The 17738-nt window shown below is 43.3% G+C and carries 21 protein-coding genes and 1 pseudogene; 16 read left to right on the top strand and 6 right to left on the bottom strand.

The features are described 5' to 3' along the window. On the top strand, window positions 1–1377 hold a 1377-nt coding region (locus NWE91_03595; GenBank protein MCW3985480.1), incomplete at its 5' end, for a Ni/Fe hydrogenase subunit alpha. Window positions 1378–1640: 263 nt separating this feature from the next. On the opposite strand, the gene NWE91_03590 is transcribed toward NWE91_03595, so the two are convergent. After that, window positions 1641–4805: a C25 family cysteine peptidase gene (locus tag NWE91_03590; protein MCW3985479.1), complete on the bottom strand. Its 3165-nt coding sequence runs from the start codon at window positions 4803–4805 to the stop codon at window positions 1641–1643. A gap of 506 nt (window positions 4806–5311) precedes the next feature. On the opposite strand from NWE91_03590, the gene NWE91_03585 reads away from it, so the two are divergent. The 4 genes from NWE91_03585 (at window position 5312) to NWE91_03570 (ending at window position 7139) form a co-directional block, all read left to right on the top strand. Next, entirely contained in the window at window positions 5312–5788 is a 477-nt protein-coding gene (locus NWE91_03585) for a DUF3795 domain-containing protein (GenBank protein MCW3985478.1), read from the top strand. A 263-nt stretch (window positions 5789–6051) separates the two neighbouring features. Continuing rightward, the gene (locus NWE91_03580; protein MCW3985477.1) at window positions 6052–6546 is read left to right on the top strand and encodes a metallophosphoesterase; all 495 of its coding nucleotides are present in this window, start codon (window positions 6052–6054) and stop codon (window positions 6544–6546) included. Window positions 6547–6686: 140 nt separating this feature from the next. Beyond that, window positions 6687–6893 (top strand): hypothetical protein, encoded by a 207-nt coding sequence (locus NWE91_03575; GenBank protein ID MCW3985476.1) that lies wholly within the window; start codon window positions 6687–6689, stop codon window positions 6891–6893. 3 nt (window positions 6894–6896) lie between these two features. Then, window positions 6897–7139 (top strand): hypothetical protein, encoded by a 243-nt coding sequence (locus NWE91_03570; GenBank protein MCW3985475.1) that lies wholly within the window; start codon window positions 6897–6899, stop codon window positions 7137–7139. 178 nt (window positions 7140–7317) lie between these two features. On the opposite strand, the gene NWE91_03565 is transcribed toward NWE91_03570, so the two are convergent. Then, the gene (locus NWE91_03565; GenBank protein MCW3985474.1) at window positions 7318–8067 is read right to left on the bottom strand and encodes an HAD family hydrolase; all 750 of its coding nucleotides are present in this window, start codon (window positions 8065–8067) and stop codon (window positions 7318–7320) included. 175 nt (window positions 8068–8242) lie between these two features. Here NWE91_03565 and NWE91_03560 point away from each other — a divergent pair, with 175 nt between their 5' ends. From NWE91_03560 to NWE91_03525, 8 genes and pseudogenes are all read left to right on the top strand, one after another. Next, window positions 8243–9247, top strand: coding sequence for an adenylosuccinate synthetase (locus NWE91_03560; GenBank protein MCW3985473.1), 1005 nt, complete (start codon window positions 8243–8245; stop codon window positions 9245–9247). A 194-nt stretch (window positions 9248–9441) separates the two neighbouring features. Continuing rightward, window positions 9442–9810: pseudogene (locus NWE91_03555) on the top strand (30S ribosomal protein S6e). Window positions 9811–9982: 172 nt separating this feature from the next. Then, window positions 9983–11257, top strand: coding sequence for a translation initiation factor IF-2 subunit gamma (locus tag NWE91_03550; GenBank protein MCW3985472.1), 1275 nt, complete (start codon window positions 9983–9985; stop codon window positions 11255–11257). 13 nt (window positions 11258–11270) lie between these two features. Continuing rightward, a complete protein-coding gene (locus NWE91_03545; protein MCW3985471.1) occupies window positions 11271–11690 on the top strand; it encodes a DNA-binding protein in 420 nt (139 codons plus the stop codon). A gap of 128 nt (window positions 11691–11818) precedes the next feature. Beyond that, window positions 11819–12430: a DNA-directed RNA polymerase gene (locus NWE91_03540; protein ID MCW3985470.1), complete on the top strand. Its 612-nt coding sequence runs from the start codon at window positions 11819–11821 to the stop codon at window positions 12428–12430. After that, the gene (locus NWE91_03535; GenBank protein MCW3985469.1) at window positions 12427–12612 is read left to right on the top strand and encodes a DNA-directed RNA polymerase subunit E''; all 186 of its coding nucleotides are present in this window, start codon (window positions 12427–12429) and stop codon (window positions 12610–12612) included. Before NWE91_03540 ends, NWE91_03535 begins: the two co-directional genes overlap by 4 nt. Window positions 12613–12666: 54 nt before the next feature. Next, the gene (locus NWE91_03530; GenBank protein ID MCW3985468.1) at window positions 12667–12882 is read left to right on the top strand and encodes a DUF6485 family protein; all 216 of its coding nucleotides are present in this window, start codon (window positions 12667–12669) and stop codon (window positions 12880–12882) included. Window positions 12883–12968: 86 nt separating this feature from the next. Continuing rightward, window positions 12969–13400, top strand: coding sequence for a GTP-dependent dephospho-CoA kinase family protein (locus tag NWE91_03525; GenBank protein ID MCW3985467.1), 432 nt, complete (start codon window positions 12969–12971; stop codon window positions 13398–13400). Window positions 13401–13409: 9 nt separating this feature from the next. On the opposite strand, the gene NWE91_03520 is transcribed toward NWE91_03525, so the two are convergent. Then, entirely contained in the window at window positions 13410–13619 is a 210-nt protein-coding gene (locus tag NWE91_03520; GenBank protein ID MCW3985466.1) for a hypothetical protein, read from the bottom strand. Between the two features lie 402 nt (window positions 13620–14021). Between NWE91_03520 and NWE91_03515 the strand changes: the two genes are divergently transcribed. From NWE91_03515 to NWE91_03505, 3 genes are all read left to right on the top strand, one after another. Continuing rightward, window positions 14022–14477, top strand: a complete 456-nt coding sequence (locus NWE91_03515; GenBank protein ID MCW3985465.1) for a hypothetical protein — start codon at window positions 14022–14024, stop codon at window positions 14475–14477. A 108-nt stretch (window positions 14478–14585) separates the two neighbouring features. Then, entirely contained in the window at window positions 14586–14768 is a 183-nt protein-coding gene (locus tag NWE91_03510; GenBank protein MCW3985464.1) for a 30S ribosomal protein S27ae, read from the top strand. Further along, a complete protein-coding gene (locus NWE91_03505) occupies window positions 14723–15223 on the top strand; it encodes a hypothetical protein (GenBank protein MCW3985463.1) in 501 nt (166 codons plus the stop codon). Before NWE91_03510 ends, NWE91_03505 begins: the two co-directional genes overlap by 46 nt. Window positions 15224–15240: 17 nt before the next feature. Here NWE91_03505 and NWE91_03500 read toward each other — a convergent pair whose 3' ends face one another. The 3 genes from NWE91_03500 to NWE91_03490 all read right to left on the bottom strand — a co-directional run bounded on the left by NWE91_03500 (window position 15241) and on the right by NWE91_03490 (window position 17569). Beyond that, window positions 15241–15645, bottom strand: a complete 405-nt coding sequence (locus NWE91_03500) for a 30S ribosomal protein S19 (protein MCW3985462.1) — start codon at window positions 15643–15645, stop codon at window positions 15241–15243. Window positions 15646–15704: 59 nt separating this feature from the next. Then, the gene (locus tag NWE91_03495; GenBank protein ID MCW3985461.1) at window positions 15705–16439 is read right to left on the bottom strand and encodes a 50S ribosomal protein L2; all 735 of its coding nucleotides are present in this window, start codon (window positions 16437–16439) and stop codon (window positions 15705–15707) included. 125 nt (window positions 16440–16564) lie between these two features. Then, a complete protein-coding gene (locus tag NWE91_03490) occupies window positions 16565–17569 on the bottom strand; it encodes an MBL fold metallo-hydrolase (GenBank protein MCW3985460.1) in 1005 nt (334 codons plus the stop codon). Window positions 17570–17738 lie beyond the last annotated feature (169 nt).

Genomic DNA, 17738 nt, shown 5'->3' with positions numbered 1-17738 from the left:
GTTGCGAACGCCTATATGATAATACCTGAGTTAAGGGGATTCGAGAAGTTCTGCGAGGGAAGAAGAGCTGAAGACTTGCCAATAATAACAACGAGGATATGCGGTGTCTGCCCAGTAGCCCACCACATGGCAGCCGCAAAAGCATGTGACGCTGCGTTCAACGTGGAACCTACAGAGACGGCTAAGAAACTGAGAGAACTTATGTATTGTGGCTACATCATCTACGACCACATATTGCACTTCTACTTCCTAGGTGGACCAGACTTCATCGTAGGACCAGATGCGCCTGCTGCAGAAAGGAACATTTTAGGCGTAATTAATAAGGCTGGTTTGGATGTGGGTAAGGATGTCATCAAGCACAGGGCGTACGGACAAAGGTTAACTGCGATTTTGGGTGGTAAAGCTACGCACCCTGTTTGTGGGATTCCGGGTGGTATTTCGAAGGCGTTAAGTGAGGAGGGTAGACAAGAGATTGAGAAAATGGCGAAGTCTTGTGTGGAGTTTGCAAAGTTTAGTCTCAACTTGTTTAATGATGTTGTCTTGAAGAATGAAGATTATGTGAATATGATTAAGAGCGATATTTACACTATGAGAACGTATTACATGGGGCTGGTTGACAATGACAATAAGGTGAACTTCTATGACGGAAAAGTTCGCGTCGTGGACCCTGAAGGAAAAGAATTCGTCAAATTCGCACCAAACGAATATTTAGATGTTATCGAGGAGCACGTGGAACCATGGACCTACGTTAAGTTTCCATACCTCAAAAACATTGGTTGGAACGGCTTTGTAGACGGTGCTGACAGCGGTATCTACCGTGTAGGTCCCCTTGGACGTCTCAATGCTTCTGAGGGGATGGCGACACCTTTGGCGCAACAGGAGTTTGAGCGGATGTACAAGACTTTAGGTGGAAAACCTGTGCATTCTACTTTAGCTTTTCACTGGGCAAGATTGATCGAATTGTTGTATGCTTCTGAGAAGACTCTAAAGCTAGCTCAAGACCCGGAGATCACAAATAAGGATATTAGAAACCCAGTTGGTGCGCCCGGCGAGGGTGTAGGAATTGTCGAGGCGGCGAGAGGCACTTTAATCCATCATTACATTCTCGACGAAGACGCTTTGGTGAAGAAAGTTAACCTAATAGTGGCAACAACCAATAATTCTGCAGCCATCAACCTGTCTATTCGCGATGCTGCGAAAGGCCTGATAAAAAACAATGTGGTTAATGAGGGGCTATTAAACAGAGTGGAGATGGCTTTCCGAGCATACGACCCTTGTATGGCTTGTGCTACACATTTTGCAGTCGGTCAGATGCCTCTCCAAGTCAGGATTTACGATAGTGAACGCAACCTTGTAAAAACCCTAACACGTCAGTGACCTTTATGCGCGCGCGCTTTTCCCTATTTGGATCCTAATAACAAAGGAGTCGCTCTTCTCCTCTACATGTAGGCTCGTTCATACTAGAGTTTCCAATTTAGGCTTTGATTTCGAGCTTTTCTTCTAGAAGGTAAGTTTTCTGATGTTTATGAATGTGGGTTTTGGGTCAGAGAGAGAAGTAATTTTTTAGAGAATCGTGTATCTCCACATATACTGAAGAATGGGATGGAAAAAGAGAAAATGTATAGAAAAAAAAGAGGGGGTTATGTGCCTTGCCCGTAGTTTCCAGCTGCGGCTACTATGTCGTAGATGTCTATGTCTCCGTCGCCGTCTATGTCACAGTTGGGGTCATATCTTGGATCTGGTTGGCTCACACCGTAGATGCCTGCCATTCGAACGATGTCGTAGATGTCAACATCCCTGTCTCCGTCAACATCGCCAACTATGGTTATTATAATCGTGCCATTGACCATTGTGTTATCTGCCATGTCTGTCTCTCCAAGGACTGATGTGGCGTTAGCGCTAATTGTGTAGTTGCCTTTCATCCATCCTGTTGTGTCCCAAATAACAGTAATCGTTGTCGAGTTAAGGGGAGAGAGGGCGATCTGGGTTGTGTTTATGAGGGTCCCGTTTGCATAGACTGTGATGTTGAAGTTTTCAGCGTAGGTGCCTTCATTCGCAACTGTCACCCTGATTCTGGCCTGGTATTCTTCACCAACAACAGTGTCAACAAGCGAAATACCTGTAACTGCCACATCGTGAACACCTGGTGCTATTTCTACGACGCCATCAGCAATTTTATGGGTTATTGGTGTGCCATCTTTCTCGGTAAGGTTGGTGGAGTATATTTCTAGGTTGCAAGCGCCAGTGGCTATGGCTTGGAAAGTCATGTCGAAGACTGTTCCATCTTTGTTGAACGGGGTTGAAGACGTTGATTCTGCTGCCACCCAGTAGGTTCCGGCTGTCTGGTTCACGTTGTCTTTGGTTATCGTTACTGGGCTGTATAGAATTCCCCACCAGTAATCTTCTACTGGAATGTATAAGGCATGACTGACGTAATCTACGAGTGTAGTGTTCCAGCTCATGTGAAAGTCTAGTCCAAAGAGGTTTACTGGATCGGTAATCATGACACTTACTGTGAAGGTCAAGCCTTCTTGTGTCTCGGTAAGTTTAGGAAGTACGCGAATGGCAGGTAACTCTTCGACGCGAACTCGCCACCTATCTTCTCCAATTGTGCCATTTTCATCTTTTACAGTCAGCCTAAGATCAACTGTCCCTGGGCTAACTACGTTAGTATCCCAAATGGCTAACATGTCATTAGTAGTCTCGTCATGACCATTGTTTAGTAGTGAAATTCCATCAGAATGCCATTGGCCACTTCGATAGAATTCAATTGTGAAGTTACTGAATGTTGTTCCAGCTGCTGTTCCTCTTCTTGCTACGCCTGTAATGTTTACGACGCCTAGGAGAATGGGTGGTGATAACCGTTCTGCAGTCGGGTTAGTTTGGAAGTGAGCTGTTGGTGCCATAATCTCAGTTACTAGTTCTGTCTCAGGGTCTCCAAGGAGATTTAGCTCAAAGTAAGTCCATCTCACGCTGTTTGACGTTGAACCTGCAAATCCTTCCTTTGAGAACTGCAGTGTCTTACCTAGATTTCTTACGGTGTTATTCAGGACGTTAAAGAATGCTCTGTCGAATTGGTCTCCTGTTCCAAATGTTGTGCCTGGCGAATACCAGCCATATCTTGAGTTGCCTACGAATGCAAAGGCTCCGTGAGGGTTATAGATGAAATGTTCTATGACTGAGTCTCCATCGAATGCTGCTGCGTGGCATCCAATGCTATATCCGAAAAAGTATTCCGTGTTGGTGATGAGAGTGTCGACGTCATCTCTAGTCAGTTCCATCATAATATCGGGATTTGTATGTCCATCATGGTTCAATATGTGGGTGCCGCTGTTAATTGCGTCGATAACTGCTGAGCGACTGTATGAGCCGTCTCTTTCGTACAACCTTGTCGTTGTATACTGCGGTATTTCATCTGATACCAAATCCTTGCTGTTTGCGCCTTGCGTTTCATCGTCCAGTTTTTCACCAATCATCACTGCCTTCCTGAAATAGCTGTCATCTGAAGCTTGTTCATACCACAGCGTTTTGTTGACGAAATTCTCTACTTGCACTGGTGAAGTCACTGGTGCTCTTCCGATATATACTTCCGCAAAGAAGTCGGCTTCTTCTCCAGCTGTTCCATTCTGAGGTGATTCTGAACCTTCTGAATAAACTCCTTCGCCAAATATGGTGTCGTTGTCGTTGTCCCAGCTTCCGTCAAGGGCCCCATAGTACATGTCACAAGGGATGCTGTAGTCTACCGTAATTGGGTCCGTCGCGACAAAGCCATAGGTGCCTCTTTTAGGAATAATCCCTATGTCTCCACCGAGCAATACATACTCAGTTTCCCAGTTATAGTATGCATCTCGTATGAAGTTTCTTATGCGGGCAGCTGTATCGTTAAATTGCGAACCGTCACCAAACAAACCATTGCCATAATAGTCTGGGTCGCTTAGAATGTCTTCAACCAGAACTGTTGTTGCGTTTAATCCCTTCAGGATTTTCCAATCGATTAATGGCTGAAATGAAGAGTTCAGAGTGCTGTCGGTAATGATCACATAATCGTATGATTCCGACGAATTCACAGATAATGGTCGCAATTGTGTTGTCGTTATTGTGTACGTTTCCGCGGCCTCTGGATTGTCCGCAATTTCTTGAACGGTCATTCTGTCTTTTGGCAGATTTCTTAGCCATGGAGATGTTTTGCTAGTTTCCTTTAAATTAATAGTAACAGTCATGGTTTCGAAGTAGGATAGTTCACCCGTTTTTGGAATGTACTGGACTGGATGAAGTGTCAAGAGGAGGATTCTATATCCTCGTACATATTGCTCTGATGCTTGTGAAAACAACGCACTGGGGAACGGATCTGAGGAGCTATAGATTTCCTGATTTTGTCGGTCTGCAATGCTAGTCTTAGATGAAATGGGTATTGCTGTCTTTCCATACTCCACATTGAACTTGCCTTCTAACAGTTTTTTATTGCCGTGAGCCACATCGATTCTTTGGAACTCTTTGCCTTGAGGAATCAACACTTTGATCGTCTTGAAAGGGAGTACTGGCTCACCGGGAGCACCAAATCTTAGTAAGTCTTGCATCTCAACTGAGTGGTAATTTTGGGAATCAATTATAGTGGGTTGTGGGAAAAACAACTCAACTATAATTGAATCTGACATGGTGTGGGTCTTAATGCTTAACGTGTTTTTGTTATCTTCAGCTGCAGGAGATTGATACTGCTTGACCTTTAGGGCTCTAGTTGGAATGAGAGATATAGCTATGAAGCAGCAAATTGAGACAACTAACACTAACCGAACGTATTTTTGCATAGTGCATCAAAAATAAAGTATTCTCTAAGACATTTATTCTTTATGGAAGAAACTTCTATTACAGCACAATGCTTTGCTGGTGTTGGCAAAAGTGTGTGTGCGTCACCTTCTGGGCATCTCTAGTTTGTATTTGATTCCAGATATGTTTTTAGTAGAGTGAAATATGGACAGTTCGTATTTGTGGGTTTGTGCCTGCCCCCTAGATTCCGATTCAATTTTTGGAAGCGTTTTGAGGGGTTGAACCTTCATTTTTCCTTAATTGCCACAATGTTTTCAATGTTGTCGTTTCTAAAGACTTCCGCCTAATATTCCTTAAGTCAAGCCAAAGATTGCGCTGCCCGTCCAAGCCATGAACATATAGCTTAAGACAACTCTCCAACAGGCTATTTTTGAAACTGCCAACACATTGGCGATGTCGTAGGGTTGACCCATAAACCAGAGCTTGCCAACCAAAATGCTTAAACTACTGGGCGTCGAAAGAAAAATACGTTAAGAAGGCATGACACATGGCCACAACAGATCTAGCCAACCTTGTCGGTCACTGCGGCCTCCACTGCAACGCCTGTGGAATCCGTCAAGGAAAGATAAAAAAGGCTGTCAATGACCTACACAAGATTATTGCTGCTTATGGCTTCGACAAAGCCATGCCAAAACTCGCTAACTGGGAACCAAGCTTCAAACACTACAACGAATTCAGCCAAGTCATGAATGGCTTAGTCAAAATGTTTGGCTACTGCCCTGGCTGCCTTCAAGGTGGCGGGGACCCAAACTGCAAAGTAAGATCATGTGCAAAACAAAAGGGCTATCGCACATGCGCCGAATGCGATGAATCTGAAACATGTGAACCCTTAGCTCCTTATCGAAAAGGCTATGGACTTACAGCAGCACTCCATAGCATCAAACAAAATGGTGTTGAAAAATACGCTGAGGAAATGCAGAAAAAAGTAGACGAAGGGTACAGCTACTTGGAAGAACGCAAATAACTTCTCCACAATCCTTCTTTTTAGGCGATTCATCCATACAATGGCAAAATCAACTTTGCGAATAGCTCCCAGACTCTGATGCAAGGCATTTTCTCATTTTGACTCTTAACGCAATTCGTACTTTTCCGAGTACGCGTCAAAGAAATATCCATTCAAATCAAGTCTTCTAGTATAAGCCTCGGGGAAGATTTTCTGCTAACTTTATAACAGTTGCTCCCTAATGCTATAATAGCTGATAACAAAAACTAGCAGAGCTGAGTGTTTTGAAACTCATAGGCTTAATCTCGGATACCCATATTCCAGCTCGTGCAAAAGCAATACCAAACAAGGTTTTCAAAATCTTCCAAGACGCCAGTTTGATTATTCACGCTGGAGACTTAACGAGGCTAAGTGTTTTTGATGAATTGGAGCAAATGGCGCCTGTCTTTGGCGTGCATGGCAACATGGACACAAGAGATGTAAGAGAGAAATTACCTGTGATAAATTCTGTTGATGTTTATGACTGGAAAATTGGAATGACACACAGCCTAAACTATTTCTTCCGAACAAACAGATTTAAAGACATCGTCGAGAAGCGAGGTTTCCACGTTTTCGTATCAGGTCACACTCATCGACCAAGTCTGAAATATAAAGATGGTATGTTGCTCATAAACCCTGGCAGCCCCACCAATCCCATTCCACCGTTTTTAACCAAACCCTCTGTCGCGTTATTGAAAATAACCAAGAAAGAAATCGAGCCAGAAATTATAAACCTCTGAAAAAAGCAGAAGGCCAATATTTTTCGTTAGTTCAATGCCAATCGATTGGCAATTTGCTGCAAGAGTCATTAATGCTGTGCGCTCAGCTCAATTTTCACTTTCACTTATGTCTCACCCCTCTGTGAATTGTTGTTTCAACGATGGCTTTAAACGCGGGAAACCCGAAAAACAGTCTTGTAGTGAATATAGTCATGTCTCGTCCTGTAGAGAAATGTCAGAATCCATGGAAAAACGAGTGTAGAAACACCGACATAGAAGTTTACATCCTACACGAAGACCAGCAATTACCTATTTGCACCCACTGTTGGCGTAGAATTGCGGATGAGAGCAATGAATGGAGAAGTTAAACGATGGGTATGGAACGCTTCAACTTAAACGTGGCTCGTGCTTTCATAGGCCGTCATGTTAATCTACATCTTAAAGATGGGTCTGTCCTCGTTAACGTTTACGTTGCTGATGCTAAACGGGAAAAAGATGGCGGCAAACCAGCTGTTTTCTGCATCACACAACCAAGAAGGCCTCCATTGACGATTCTTTTAAAAGAAATCGAATGGATGGAACAATTGAACCCTTACCTTTTAGTGAACGCTTGACCATGAAATGCTCCAAAAATTGAGCTATAAGACTTTAGGATTCATCGGAGCGATACTTAGAAGAAGTGATCAAGGCAAATGATAAGTAAGATCCTTTTTAGTGAGTACAATGCTTGCTCAGCTTAGCCAAAGACCGCAAATTCGATAGGATCAATGAAATGCTGAGTACTCTGAATTGTCACAAATTCTCTAGAATTTTAGCTAAATCCTTCAGATTTGGCATTGCTATGTCTGGTTTTATAGGGAAAGGATCCTGCTCGTTTGCGGTAGCATATGGGTTCTTTCGAAGTCCAATGTTTTCAACTAAGACTGTCTTGAGTCCCATGTTTTTTGCACCATTAATGTCCGCTTTTAAGGAATCGCCCACGAAAACTGCCTCTGAGGCCTCCACCTCTAACAATTCCAGTGCTTCTTTGAAGATTTTTGGGTGAGGTTTGCGTAGGCCTAATTCACCGGAAATCACCACTGCGTCGAAAAATCTGGTTAAGTCGAAGCGTTCCAGTATCTTCCATAAGCCAGGTGCGTAGGCAAAATTGGAGACTAATCCTAGTTTGGATTTTTTCTTCAGTTGAGTGAGTAATGGTCGTATGTGAGCTTCCATCCTTACGTCCTCGATAAAGGCTTCAAGAAAAGCTTCTACGGCTCGCGTCACTGTAGGACTTTCGTGAGTAAAATTGTAGTTGAACTTTTTCAGTGTCTCAGCAATTCGTAGGCGAAAATCTACTTCTTTGAGGGATTGTTCAGATCTAATGTACATTTGATGGCGCACTTCAAAGTAAACACGTCTAAACTGCTCAAATGAGGCTGAGAGTTTTACATTGTCGTTTTGCAGGCTCTTCACAAGCCTTGCCAAGCATTTGTCATAGTCCCATCGGTCAGTTAATATTAGTGTGTCACCGAGGTCAAAGATTACGGCTTTGAACTGCATGATTGTGCGCCTTCGTTTTTCTCATGAGAGGGATGTTGTTGAGTGCTTCTTAAACCTATTCGACACATCCATATAAATTGACAGGTTCCTTGTAAAATAACCTGACATTTTACATAAAGTTGACAAATACTTTTAAATATTCTTGCCAAACTCTAAATGCACCGTGGTGAAAGTTGTGGGTTGCACAGTGGTGGCTGGCGCCTTTTGGGGAGATGAAGGAAAAGGGAAAGTCATATCCTATTTAGCTTTGAAGGATAAGGTTGACGTCTGTGTGCGCACGGGGTCTGTTAATGCTGCCCACACTGTGCATTTCAAAGGTAGACGTTACGCGCTACATGTGGTTCCTTCCACATTTGTTTATGATAGTTGTCGCCTCTTGATTGGTCCTGGAGCTAATGTTCATGTTCCTCAATTTTTAAAAGAGGTAGAGGCAACAGGTGTTGAAGGTAGGATTGGGGTGGATAGGCAGGCGTCTATTATTGAGCTGCATCACTCTGAACTAGACAAGAGCGACGATCACTTGAGAAGCCTTGGCACTACTGGCTGGGGTGTTGGTCCCGCGGTGCAGGAGAGAGCGAAGAGGTCAGCTAAGTTAGCGAAGGATGTGGCAGAGTTGAAAGGCTTTTTGGCAGATGCGGTAGAAGAGGTGAACGACGCTATTGATGCGGATAAAACTGTTGTTTTGGAGGGAACGCAGGGTTTAATGCTTTCGCTCTATCATGGATCTTATCCCTATGTTACGAGTCGTGATACGAGTGCTGCAGCAATATGTTCCGAGTCAGGGGTAGGTCCAAGCAGGGTGGATAGGATTTTGGTTGTGTTCAAGGCTTTTATTACGCGTGTGGGTGCGGGGGGCTTGCCTGGGGAATTGTCTAAGGAAGAAGCTGAGCGTCGAGGATGGTTTGAGACTGCAGCTGGAACCGGACGGGAACGTAGATCTGCGCCATTCAATTTTGATTTGGCGAGGAGGGCGGCAAGGATTCACGGTGCTACAGAAGCGGCAGTTACTAAGCTTGACATTTTGTACCCCAGTTGTAAGAATGCGACGGATTATGACAGGTTGCCTCAAGAAGCGAGGGATTTCATTGCTAAGGTTGAGGAAGCGACAGGTGTACGTGTGACTATTGTTGGTACTGGACCTGGTGCTTTGGACATAATTGATAGAAGAAGTTCTTCATGAATGTATGTTTGGCTCTTCGACTGGGTCCAACACTGTTTTCTCCAAAAGGCACCTAATGGACATCTGGAATGAATAACTATAAAGGTAAACCTAGTTTTTTGCCAATCAACGACTTTTGGTGTTTTGAAAGGAAGCTTTAAAAACGCGGTGTACAATCCATAATTAAACTTGCTTCATACGGAGTAAACGTGTTCATGGCAAAATTCAAGATAATACTTTCAGACCCAGAAACAGGAAGATCACAAATAATTGAATTGGAAAGTTCCCGAGCTGTCCCGCTTATAGGAAGAAGACTTGGCGAAACAATAGACGGAACAGCCATTGGACTGAGAGGGCACAAATTGAAAATCACAGGAGGCTCAGACAAAGACGGTTTCCCTATGCGACCAGACATCCATGGCGGAGTAAAAACCCGAGTAATAATAACTCGAGGTGTTGGCTTCCACTCTACCCGCAAAGGGGAACGTAGAAGAAGAACACTCCGCGGAAACGTCATCACTGAAGAAATCGTTCAAATCAACATGAAGATAACCGAGAAACCCAAGAAGGCAGAAAAATCAAAGAAGCCCAAAAAAGCTGCAACAAAAAAAATAGCAGAAAAGGCCAAAGTCGTAGAGAAAAAGCCAGAAAAACCAGAAAAGCAAAAGAAAGAACCAAAAACCATCAAAGAAGACACCGAAAAGCCCAACAAAACGCCAGAAGAAACCTAAGCTGGAGGTTAACCGCCTGAAAAAAATGCCCAAACAGCCCGAAGTCAATATAGGAACAATCGGTCACGTAGACCATGGAAAAACCACATTAGTACAAGCCTTATCGGGCGTGTGGGCCGCCAAACACAGCGAAGAATTGAGACGAGGTATCACAATAAAGCTTGGATACGCTGACGCCTCCGTATACAAATGCCCAAGATGTGGCATCCCAGAATGCTACTCAACAGAGCCAAAATGTCCAGCTTGCGGCACAAAATGCGAATTTCAAAGAGCTGTCAGTTTCGTAGACGCCCCTGGACACGAGGCGCTAATGGCAACAATGCTTTCTGGCGCTGCCATAATGGACGGTGCAATACTCGTCATCGCTGCAGATGAACCTTGTCCACAACCCCAAACACGCGAACATTTAGCAGCCATACAAATTGTCGGCATAGGTAAAATAATTATCGTTCAAAACAAGATAGACATAGTTGACGAAAAAAGAGTCATGGAAAGCTATCGCGAAATCGCCGAATTTGTCAAAGACACAATTGCAGAGGGCGCTCCCGTCATTCCGATTTCAGCTCAGCATGCTGTTAATATCGATGTCCTCGTCCAAGCCATCGAAGAATACATTCCTACACCCAAACGCGACATAACGAAATCTCCTCTAATGTACATCGTCCGCTCCTTCGACATCAACAAACCAGGAACCTCCATTGACGACTTAGTAGGCGGCGTTATAGGCGGCAGCATTATACAAGGACAATTCAAAATGGGCAACGAAATAGAAATCCGCCCAGGCGTACGAGTGGAAAAGCAAGGCCAAAGCGTATATGAACCTTTACAAACCGAAATCGTTAGCCTTCGAGCAGGTGGAAGAGACATGGATGAAGCACAATGCGGCGGCTTAGTAGGAATAGGAACGATGCTCGACCCATCTCTAACCAAGGCAGACAGCCTCACTGGAAACCTAGTTGGGCTGCCTGAGAAGCTTCCTCCAACAGCATCATCGCTTACAGTAGAAACGCATTTTTTTGAGCGTGCAATAGGAACGAAAGAGATGATTGCGATAGACAGAATACATCTCAAAGAAAGCCTCCTTTTAGACATAGGGACAACAATCACTGTAGGCGCAGTCGTTTCAGTGAAAGGAGATGAGGCGACATTAAAGCTGGGACGTCCAGTGTGCGTCGAAAAGGGAACGCGAGCAGCGTTAAGCAGGAAAGTAGCTGGAAGATGGCGATTAATCGGCTATGGTATAGTTAAGCAAATTGGAAACAAGCACAAGGCTACAACACAAGAGAAACCTCAAGGATAAAGGGAAAAAAAGTTTGCCTTTAAAAAAATCAAGAAAGGTATTAAGGGTCATATTGGACTCAAGTTTCCTCTTTATTCCTTGCCAATTCAATGTAGATATTTTTGAAGAGCTAGCAAAAATTCTAAATCGACGGTTTGAACCAATAATCCTCTCTCCGACCTACAAAGAGTTGCAGAGAATAACTGAAAGCCGATCAACGAAATTGCGTCGACAAGCAACTTTTGCTTTGAAGTTTACTCAAAAATGCCGTCAAATCGATGCGGAGAGAGACGGGGGTGAGTCGCATGATGACATAATTGTTCGGGTGTCGACGGAATTGAATTGCTGTGTTGCAACAAATGACAGAGTGTTAAGAAAAAGACTGAGGCGTAAAAACGTGCCAGTTATTTATCTAAGGCAAAAGTCACATTTAGCGGTGGATGGAGCCATCTAACTTTGTTATTGAAGCGCCAACTAGAATGCTTCTTTTAGTCAATAACTAAAGACGCTTCAAAAAGCTTTTTAAAATCCCTTAGAGGTTTATGTAAGGCGCGAGTTTATTCAAGTCAGGAGAAAGTGATAATGTTTAAGATCCTCGTTCTGGAAGACACAATTCGTATACCCCCAGAAAAATTCGGTGAACCTCTTACACAAGCGGGTCATGAACAGCTGAGAGTGAAATACGAGGGCATGGTAGATGATGAACTTGGCTATGTAGTAGCTGTTACTGACATTAACGTTAATCCAACTGGAAAGATAATTCTTGGTGATGGCGCCACATACCACAGGGTCTCCTTTTCTCTTATCACCTTTTATCCAAAAATTCAAGAAATCGTTGAAGGTGAAGTCGTGGAAATTGCTGATTTTGGGGCGTTCATTCGTGTTGGCCCAATTGACGCGTTACTTCATGTATCACAACTAATGGATGATTTCATTTCTTATGATGAAAGGCAAGGTGTGTTGATGGGCAAAGAAACTAGAAGGAAACTATCGTCTGGAGATCATGTTAGAACTCGTATAACAGCAGTTTCATTGGCTCGGGGCGGGAGTTCTGGTAAAATTGGGGTAACTGCCAGACAGCCATTTCTTGGAAAGCTTGAATGGATAAAGGAAGAAGTGAAAAAAATCAAGACCGAAGCTGAAAAAGGGAAGGCTGTTGAAAAAGCTAAGGAGCAGGAGAAAAAACAGCAATGAATGAGAAAGCCTGTCGAGAATGCCATACACTCACCACAGGCGCGTTGTGCCAAAAATGCAAAACCGCAACTCTAAGTGATGATTTCAGCGGTCTTGTAATTATCATCGATCCAGAAGAGTCAGAAATAGCGAAAGTGATGGAAATCAAGGAAAAAGGACGTTACGCGCTACGCGTCCGATAACACAGCGTTTCATAAGTTATCAATTTGCATGAATTTTCCATAGAAAATAGGGGGATAACTAAAACGCAACAAAAAAAGCCATGTCCGAATCTTGAAGCGAATTTAAAAAACTGTAGCTGCACCTATCCATCGTGTGACAAAAAAGGAAAATGTTGTGAATGTATTCGTTTTCATAAAGAGCAAGATGAACTGCCAGGATGCTTGTTTCCGCCCGAAGTTGAAAGAACATATGATCGGTCAATAGAGAGATTCATTGCAAGCCATGGGTGATTGACATCCGCTATCTCACACCGCAGCTTCGAAAAAAGCTAAAAAAGCCCTTAGGAACATTGTTTCAAGGCTCTTTGGAAGAAACAATGAAAATACTAGAAACATTAATTGAAAAAGAAAAACCAGCAAAAATAGTAACAGTAGGCGACCGAGTTTCACAAGACTTAACCACCCATTCTCTTTTGCCCGATGTCTTAATAATCGATAACAAGATCATGAGAAAAGAAATACCTCCCATCTCTGCAACGGCTGACAAAGTCATAAAAGTGAAGAATCCACCTGGAACCATAACTGACGAAGCTTGGTTGGCAATAGAAAAGGCGATGCGCGATTCTCAGCGGACAAAAATTATCGTTGACGGCGAAGAAGACTTGCTAACATTAGTCGCCATCCTAACAGCACCTGAAAACTCGCTAGTACTCTATGGGCAACCACATAAAGGAGTCGTGGCGATCAAAACAACAGCAGAAACGAAGCACAGAGTGCAAGAAATTGTTGAAGCAATGAAAAGTAATTGAAGAAAACATCTAGGTGAAAATCGAGCCGCCTGAAAAAACATTTGTAATCAACACAATGAGCCCCGCTATTCCTAAGAACATACCTATTACCACAAGAAACGAGTTTGAAACTGCATTTATAGGGGTCATGTTGTTTATCCCATGCATAAAAACAACAAGACCTAAAAGGCATAAGACTACTCCCACAAGAACGCCTTTGGTTTCCAACGTGATCGCCAACTAATTATTCACCTACTAGACGAAAAGTGTTAAGCATGCAAAATCAATATTTGTAATATTAGTTTCTATGAAAATATTTAATGACAAGCAGAGTGGGTCCTTTCAAAAAGGATAATAGATTCAAAAACATGTTGTATATGGGGGAAAATGTGAAGAAGGCGTCTCTAGCGCTAATGTTGTCTTGGCTGCTAGTGCCTATAGTTCTACACCTTTAGACCCTAAGTGGAACCCCACTGTGACATTGTAGAGCCTTGTGGAATCATAGATATATTCGACGTATTCATAATCGCTGGAAGCTATGGGGAAGAATATAAACCCTAGTACTTATCAAAAGGAATGAAACTTTATAAGGACAAAAACACTTTTTTTGTGCCATAACTACTCGTTAACGGAAGAATAGATTTGAAGTTGAAAATCCTCTCCCAAAAATACAACCCTTTACTAAAAAGAAAAGAAGTTGTCTTTGAAGTTGATCACAGTCAAGAAGGACAAACCACTTCACGTTTAGAACTAAGAAAAAATCTGGCGAACATGCTAAAGATAGAAATCGACTTGGTGTTCGTGGAGAAAGTAGAAACGAAAACCGGTACAATGACTGCCATAGGAGAGGCGAACGCCTACGAATCTGCTGAACAAGCAAAGCTGATCGAACCCGAACACATTATTACCCGTAATGTTTCCCCTAAAAAACCCGCAGAGGAAACAGAAAAACCAAAAACACCAAAACTAGAAGAGAAAAAGCCGATAAAGGAAGAAAAACTTGAAGAAGGAGAACCAGAGAAAGGAGAAGAGGCAAAGGAAGCACCCTCCACTCCTAAATCCGAAGACCAAAAAGAAGAAAGAAAGAAAGAGGAATAGTGAATGTCTGAAGAAACTGAGAAATCAGAGGCCAAAGAAGAAGCTGAGACTGAAGAAGTTGCAGAGGAAGTTGTAGAAGAAAAACCTGTAGAACCTAAGAAGGCAAAGGTGGAAAAAAAGAAGAAAAAAGAGAAAAGCATTTTCAGCTACTACAAAATTGAGGAAAAAAGCTTGACACGGCTGCGACCATTCTGTGAAAGATGCGGTCCAGGTTACTTCATGGCAGACCATGGCAACCGATACACGTGTGGACACTGTGGCTTTACACGGTACAAACAAAACCAAGAATAGCGAGGCGTAGAAGACTGAGTCAGCCAAAGATTAAAATCCGCGTTAATGTTTCCATAAACAGCATATCCGCTGAACGCTTTTGGGAAATCAGACGCCCCCTTCCTCCAGTGAAGATCGCTACAAACCTCAACCTCATAAGTATAAATAAGCCGAGTGAAGATTTGTTGGAAGTACCTTTTGTTTTTACCATAAACTACAATCCTGCAGTGGCTCAAATCAGTGTTAAAGGCAAGGCTAACGTCACGGGAGATAAAGAAGAGCTGGAAAAAATATTTTCAAGTTACGGAGAGAAGAAAGCGCCACCGCCTATTATTGTACAGACCATTTCTAATGTTGTGTTTTTGGAATCCGTGCTTATTTCCAGAACTCTGAATATTCCCCCACCTATTCCACTTCCTAAAGTACCATTAGCAAGCGAAAAAAAGAAGAAAACTGAACCAAGTTATCGCGCGTAGAAAATTATTGCAACTATTTATTTCAGTGGCACATACATTGACGACCTTGAAGCGCCAATACCTGGTTGCCCATGTTTTACAGGCTTATTTGTGATCGCGTATTCTCCAAGATAATGCCCAATCATTTGAGGAGCGATTTCAATGGGGAGAAATTCTTTCCCATTGTGAAGTAATATTGTCACACCGGCCATTTCTGGGAGTATGACCATGTCTCGGGTGTGGGTTTTAACTATGACACTTTGTCCTTTATCCATCGCCGCTTTTGCGGCTCTTACGTTTTCCAACAAGATTCGTTGCTCAGCTTTGAGTCCGCGTTGTAGGCTTCTGCGATGGCGGGATGGGAGCAAAAGTATAAACTCGTCCATTGAAAGACTTTGCAATTGTTCGAGAGTATATCCCCGGTACATGAATACTTTCGGCATTTTTTTTACGTTCGCCTACTCATTGCTTCTCTAGGGCTGTTTATTAACCTTTTCCGAAGTTACCTTCTTCTTCTTTGCTTCCTGCCAGTACTTCTAGCTGCAATTAAGCCTACTTTCTTGCCTGGTGGTGCCCCGCGTGCGACTGTGGTGACTTTGCGACCGCCTCTCTTACTACTCCCGTAAGGATGCGCGGCAGCGACCATGGCTCTGCCACGTGTTCGTGGATATTTATGACCTTTCGCTTTCTTCTTGTGGTATTTTTTGCCGGCTTTAAGGAATGGTTTTTCAAGCCGCCCAGCTCCGGAGACAATGCCTATGGTAGCGCGGCATAGGTCATTGACGTATTTTGTTTTCCTTGAAGGGAATTTTATCATGGTTCCTTGTGGTGTGTGGGCGACGACGGTTGCATATGTTCCGGATGAACGTGCTATCTTTCCTCCGTCACCTGGTGAGAGTTCTATTCCGCAGATCATGGTGCCTTCGGGTATGTTGCTTAGAGGAAGGATGTTGCCTATTTCGATTGGTGCTTGGCTGCCAATTTGGATTCTTTGGTCTTCGTGTACGCCTTCAGGAACTATGAAGTGGTAGTCTTTGTTGTCTTGTAGTTTTATTCTGGCGAGGGGTGAGCCTCGTCCGGGTTCGTGGAAAATTCCTTCTATTCTGCCCTCGATGACGCCTTCTAGTTGTTCGTTGCTGATTGGAGGGTATTTGGCTGGCGCTATTCTCTTTTGAGTGGATGCTTGGAAAGTTGGTCCTCCTCGTCCTCGTCTTTGCACTCGAATTCGTACACCCATGATTCTGACCTGCCTCCTATGTGAAAGGAGATTGCTGTTTAAATTCTTTACTCTAGCAAATCTTGCTATTGTACATGTATGTTTTGGCAAGAATTGGGCGTGCACGAGATTGCTGGAAAAGGTTGTTATGCTGGGAGGGGTTTTGCTTCGATTCCGAGTTGCTTCTTTATCTGTTTTGCAAGCGCATATGCATCACCAGCTCGGTAGTTATCGGTTATGGCTAGTTGTGGGTTGCTTTGCCTGACGTATTCCAGCAAACCTTTGAAGTCGGAGTGGTCGCTCAAGGCTACAACGTATTCTTTTTCACCTGTTTGCCTGCAAGGCGAATTAAACTCCCAACCACTCACACAAACTCTAAACCTGTTCAAACCTATTTTTTTGCGCCAATTCATATGGTAAAAGGCAACATATTGCGTTTCTTCTTGTAAGGTGAGCTGTAATTCGTGTTTGGTCAAGAATAGAGGTCTACAAATTCTTACTCCGTGTTTCTGATGGATTTTCGAAATTTGAAGGATTCTTTCAGGCATTATAAATGGTGCATTAATCTTTGCTTCGTGTAATATCTGCATTACCTCTTGAAGTTTTCCGTGATATCCGAAAACATAAACAGGGCCTTGTTTCAGTCCTTTCTCAACGATAGAGACTAGCATGTGTGTTACCTCGTCTCCGAAGTTTCTTGTGCGCCATGGACTACCATAAGTAGCCTCAATGATTAGGACGTCAGACTGAATGACCGGAGTGTTTTGGATTCGAAAGTCACTTGTGTAGAGGATACGCATACCATCAGCGTCCTCCACGAGCACTTGAGCCGTACCGAGAATGTGGTCAACTTTGTGAAGAGTTAACTGCTCATCGTCAAAAATCAAAGGCTTATCGTACTCGATTGCTTTTACATTTCCTCTCAAGAGAAAGCTCTGTCCCCTCATGACATCAATTAAATCTTTGGTTGCGGGCGTCATCACCACTGTGTCGCAGTTTTTCAAACTTCGATGCAGCCCGTTCATGTGGTCAGCGTGCGCGTGGGTCACAACTCTCAGGGGCCTGTTTTCTTCATAAGCGTCACAGGCCACATGTTTTCCCAAAAGGATTGCGCCTTTACTTGTCACATTCGCCTTCAATAGCAAGTCCATGTAAAGCAACCAAACAGCGTTATTTGTAGGAAGGCACTAAAATCATTTGTCACAGCAATTTCACGCATCGCTGAGGTGTTGCCCTCCTTCTATATGCTCCCGATAGGTCCTTAATAGACCCGGAGTATAGCTTTTTTTGGGGAAACTGGTTTTTCATTAATCATCTTAA

The sequence above is a fragment of the Candidatus Bathyarchaeota archaeon genome, assembly GCA_026014805.1.
Classification (GTDB): Archaea; Thermoproteota; Bathyarchaeia; order Bathyarchaeales; family SOJC01; genus JAGLZW01.
Note: the sequence above shows the minus strand (reverse complement) of the source record. Positions and strands in the feature narration are given on the sequence as shown.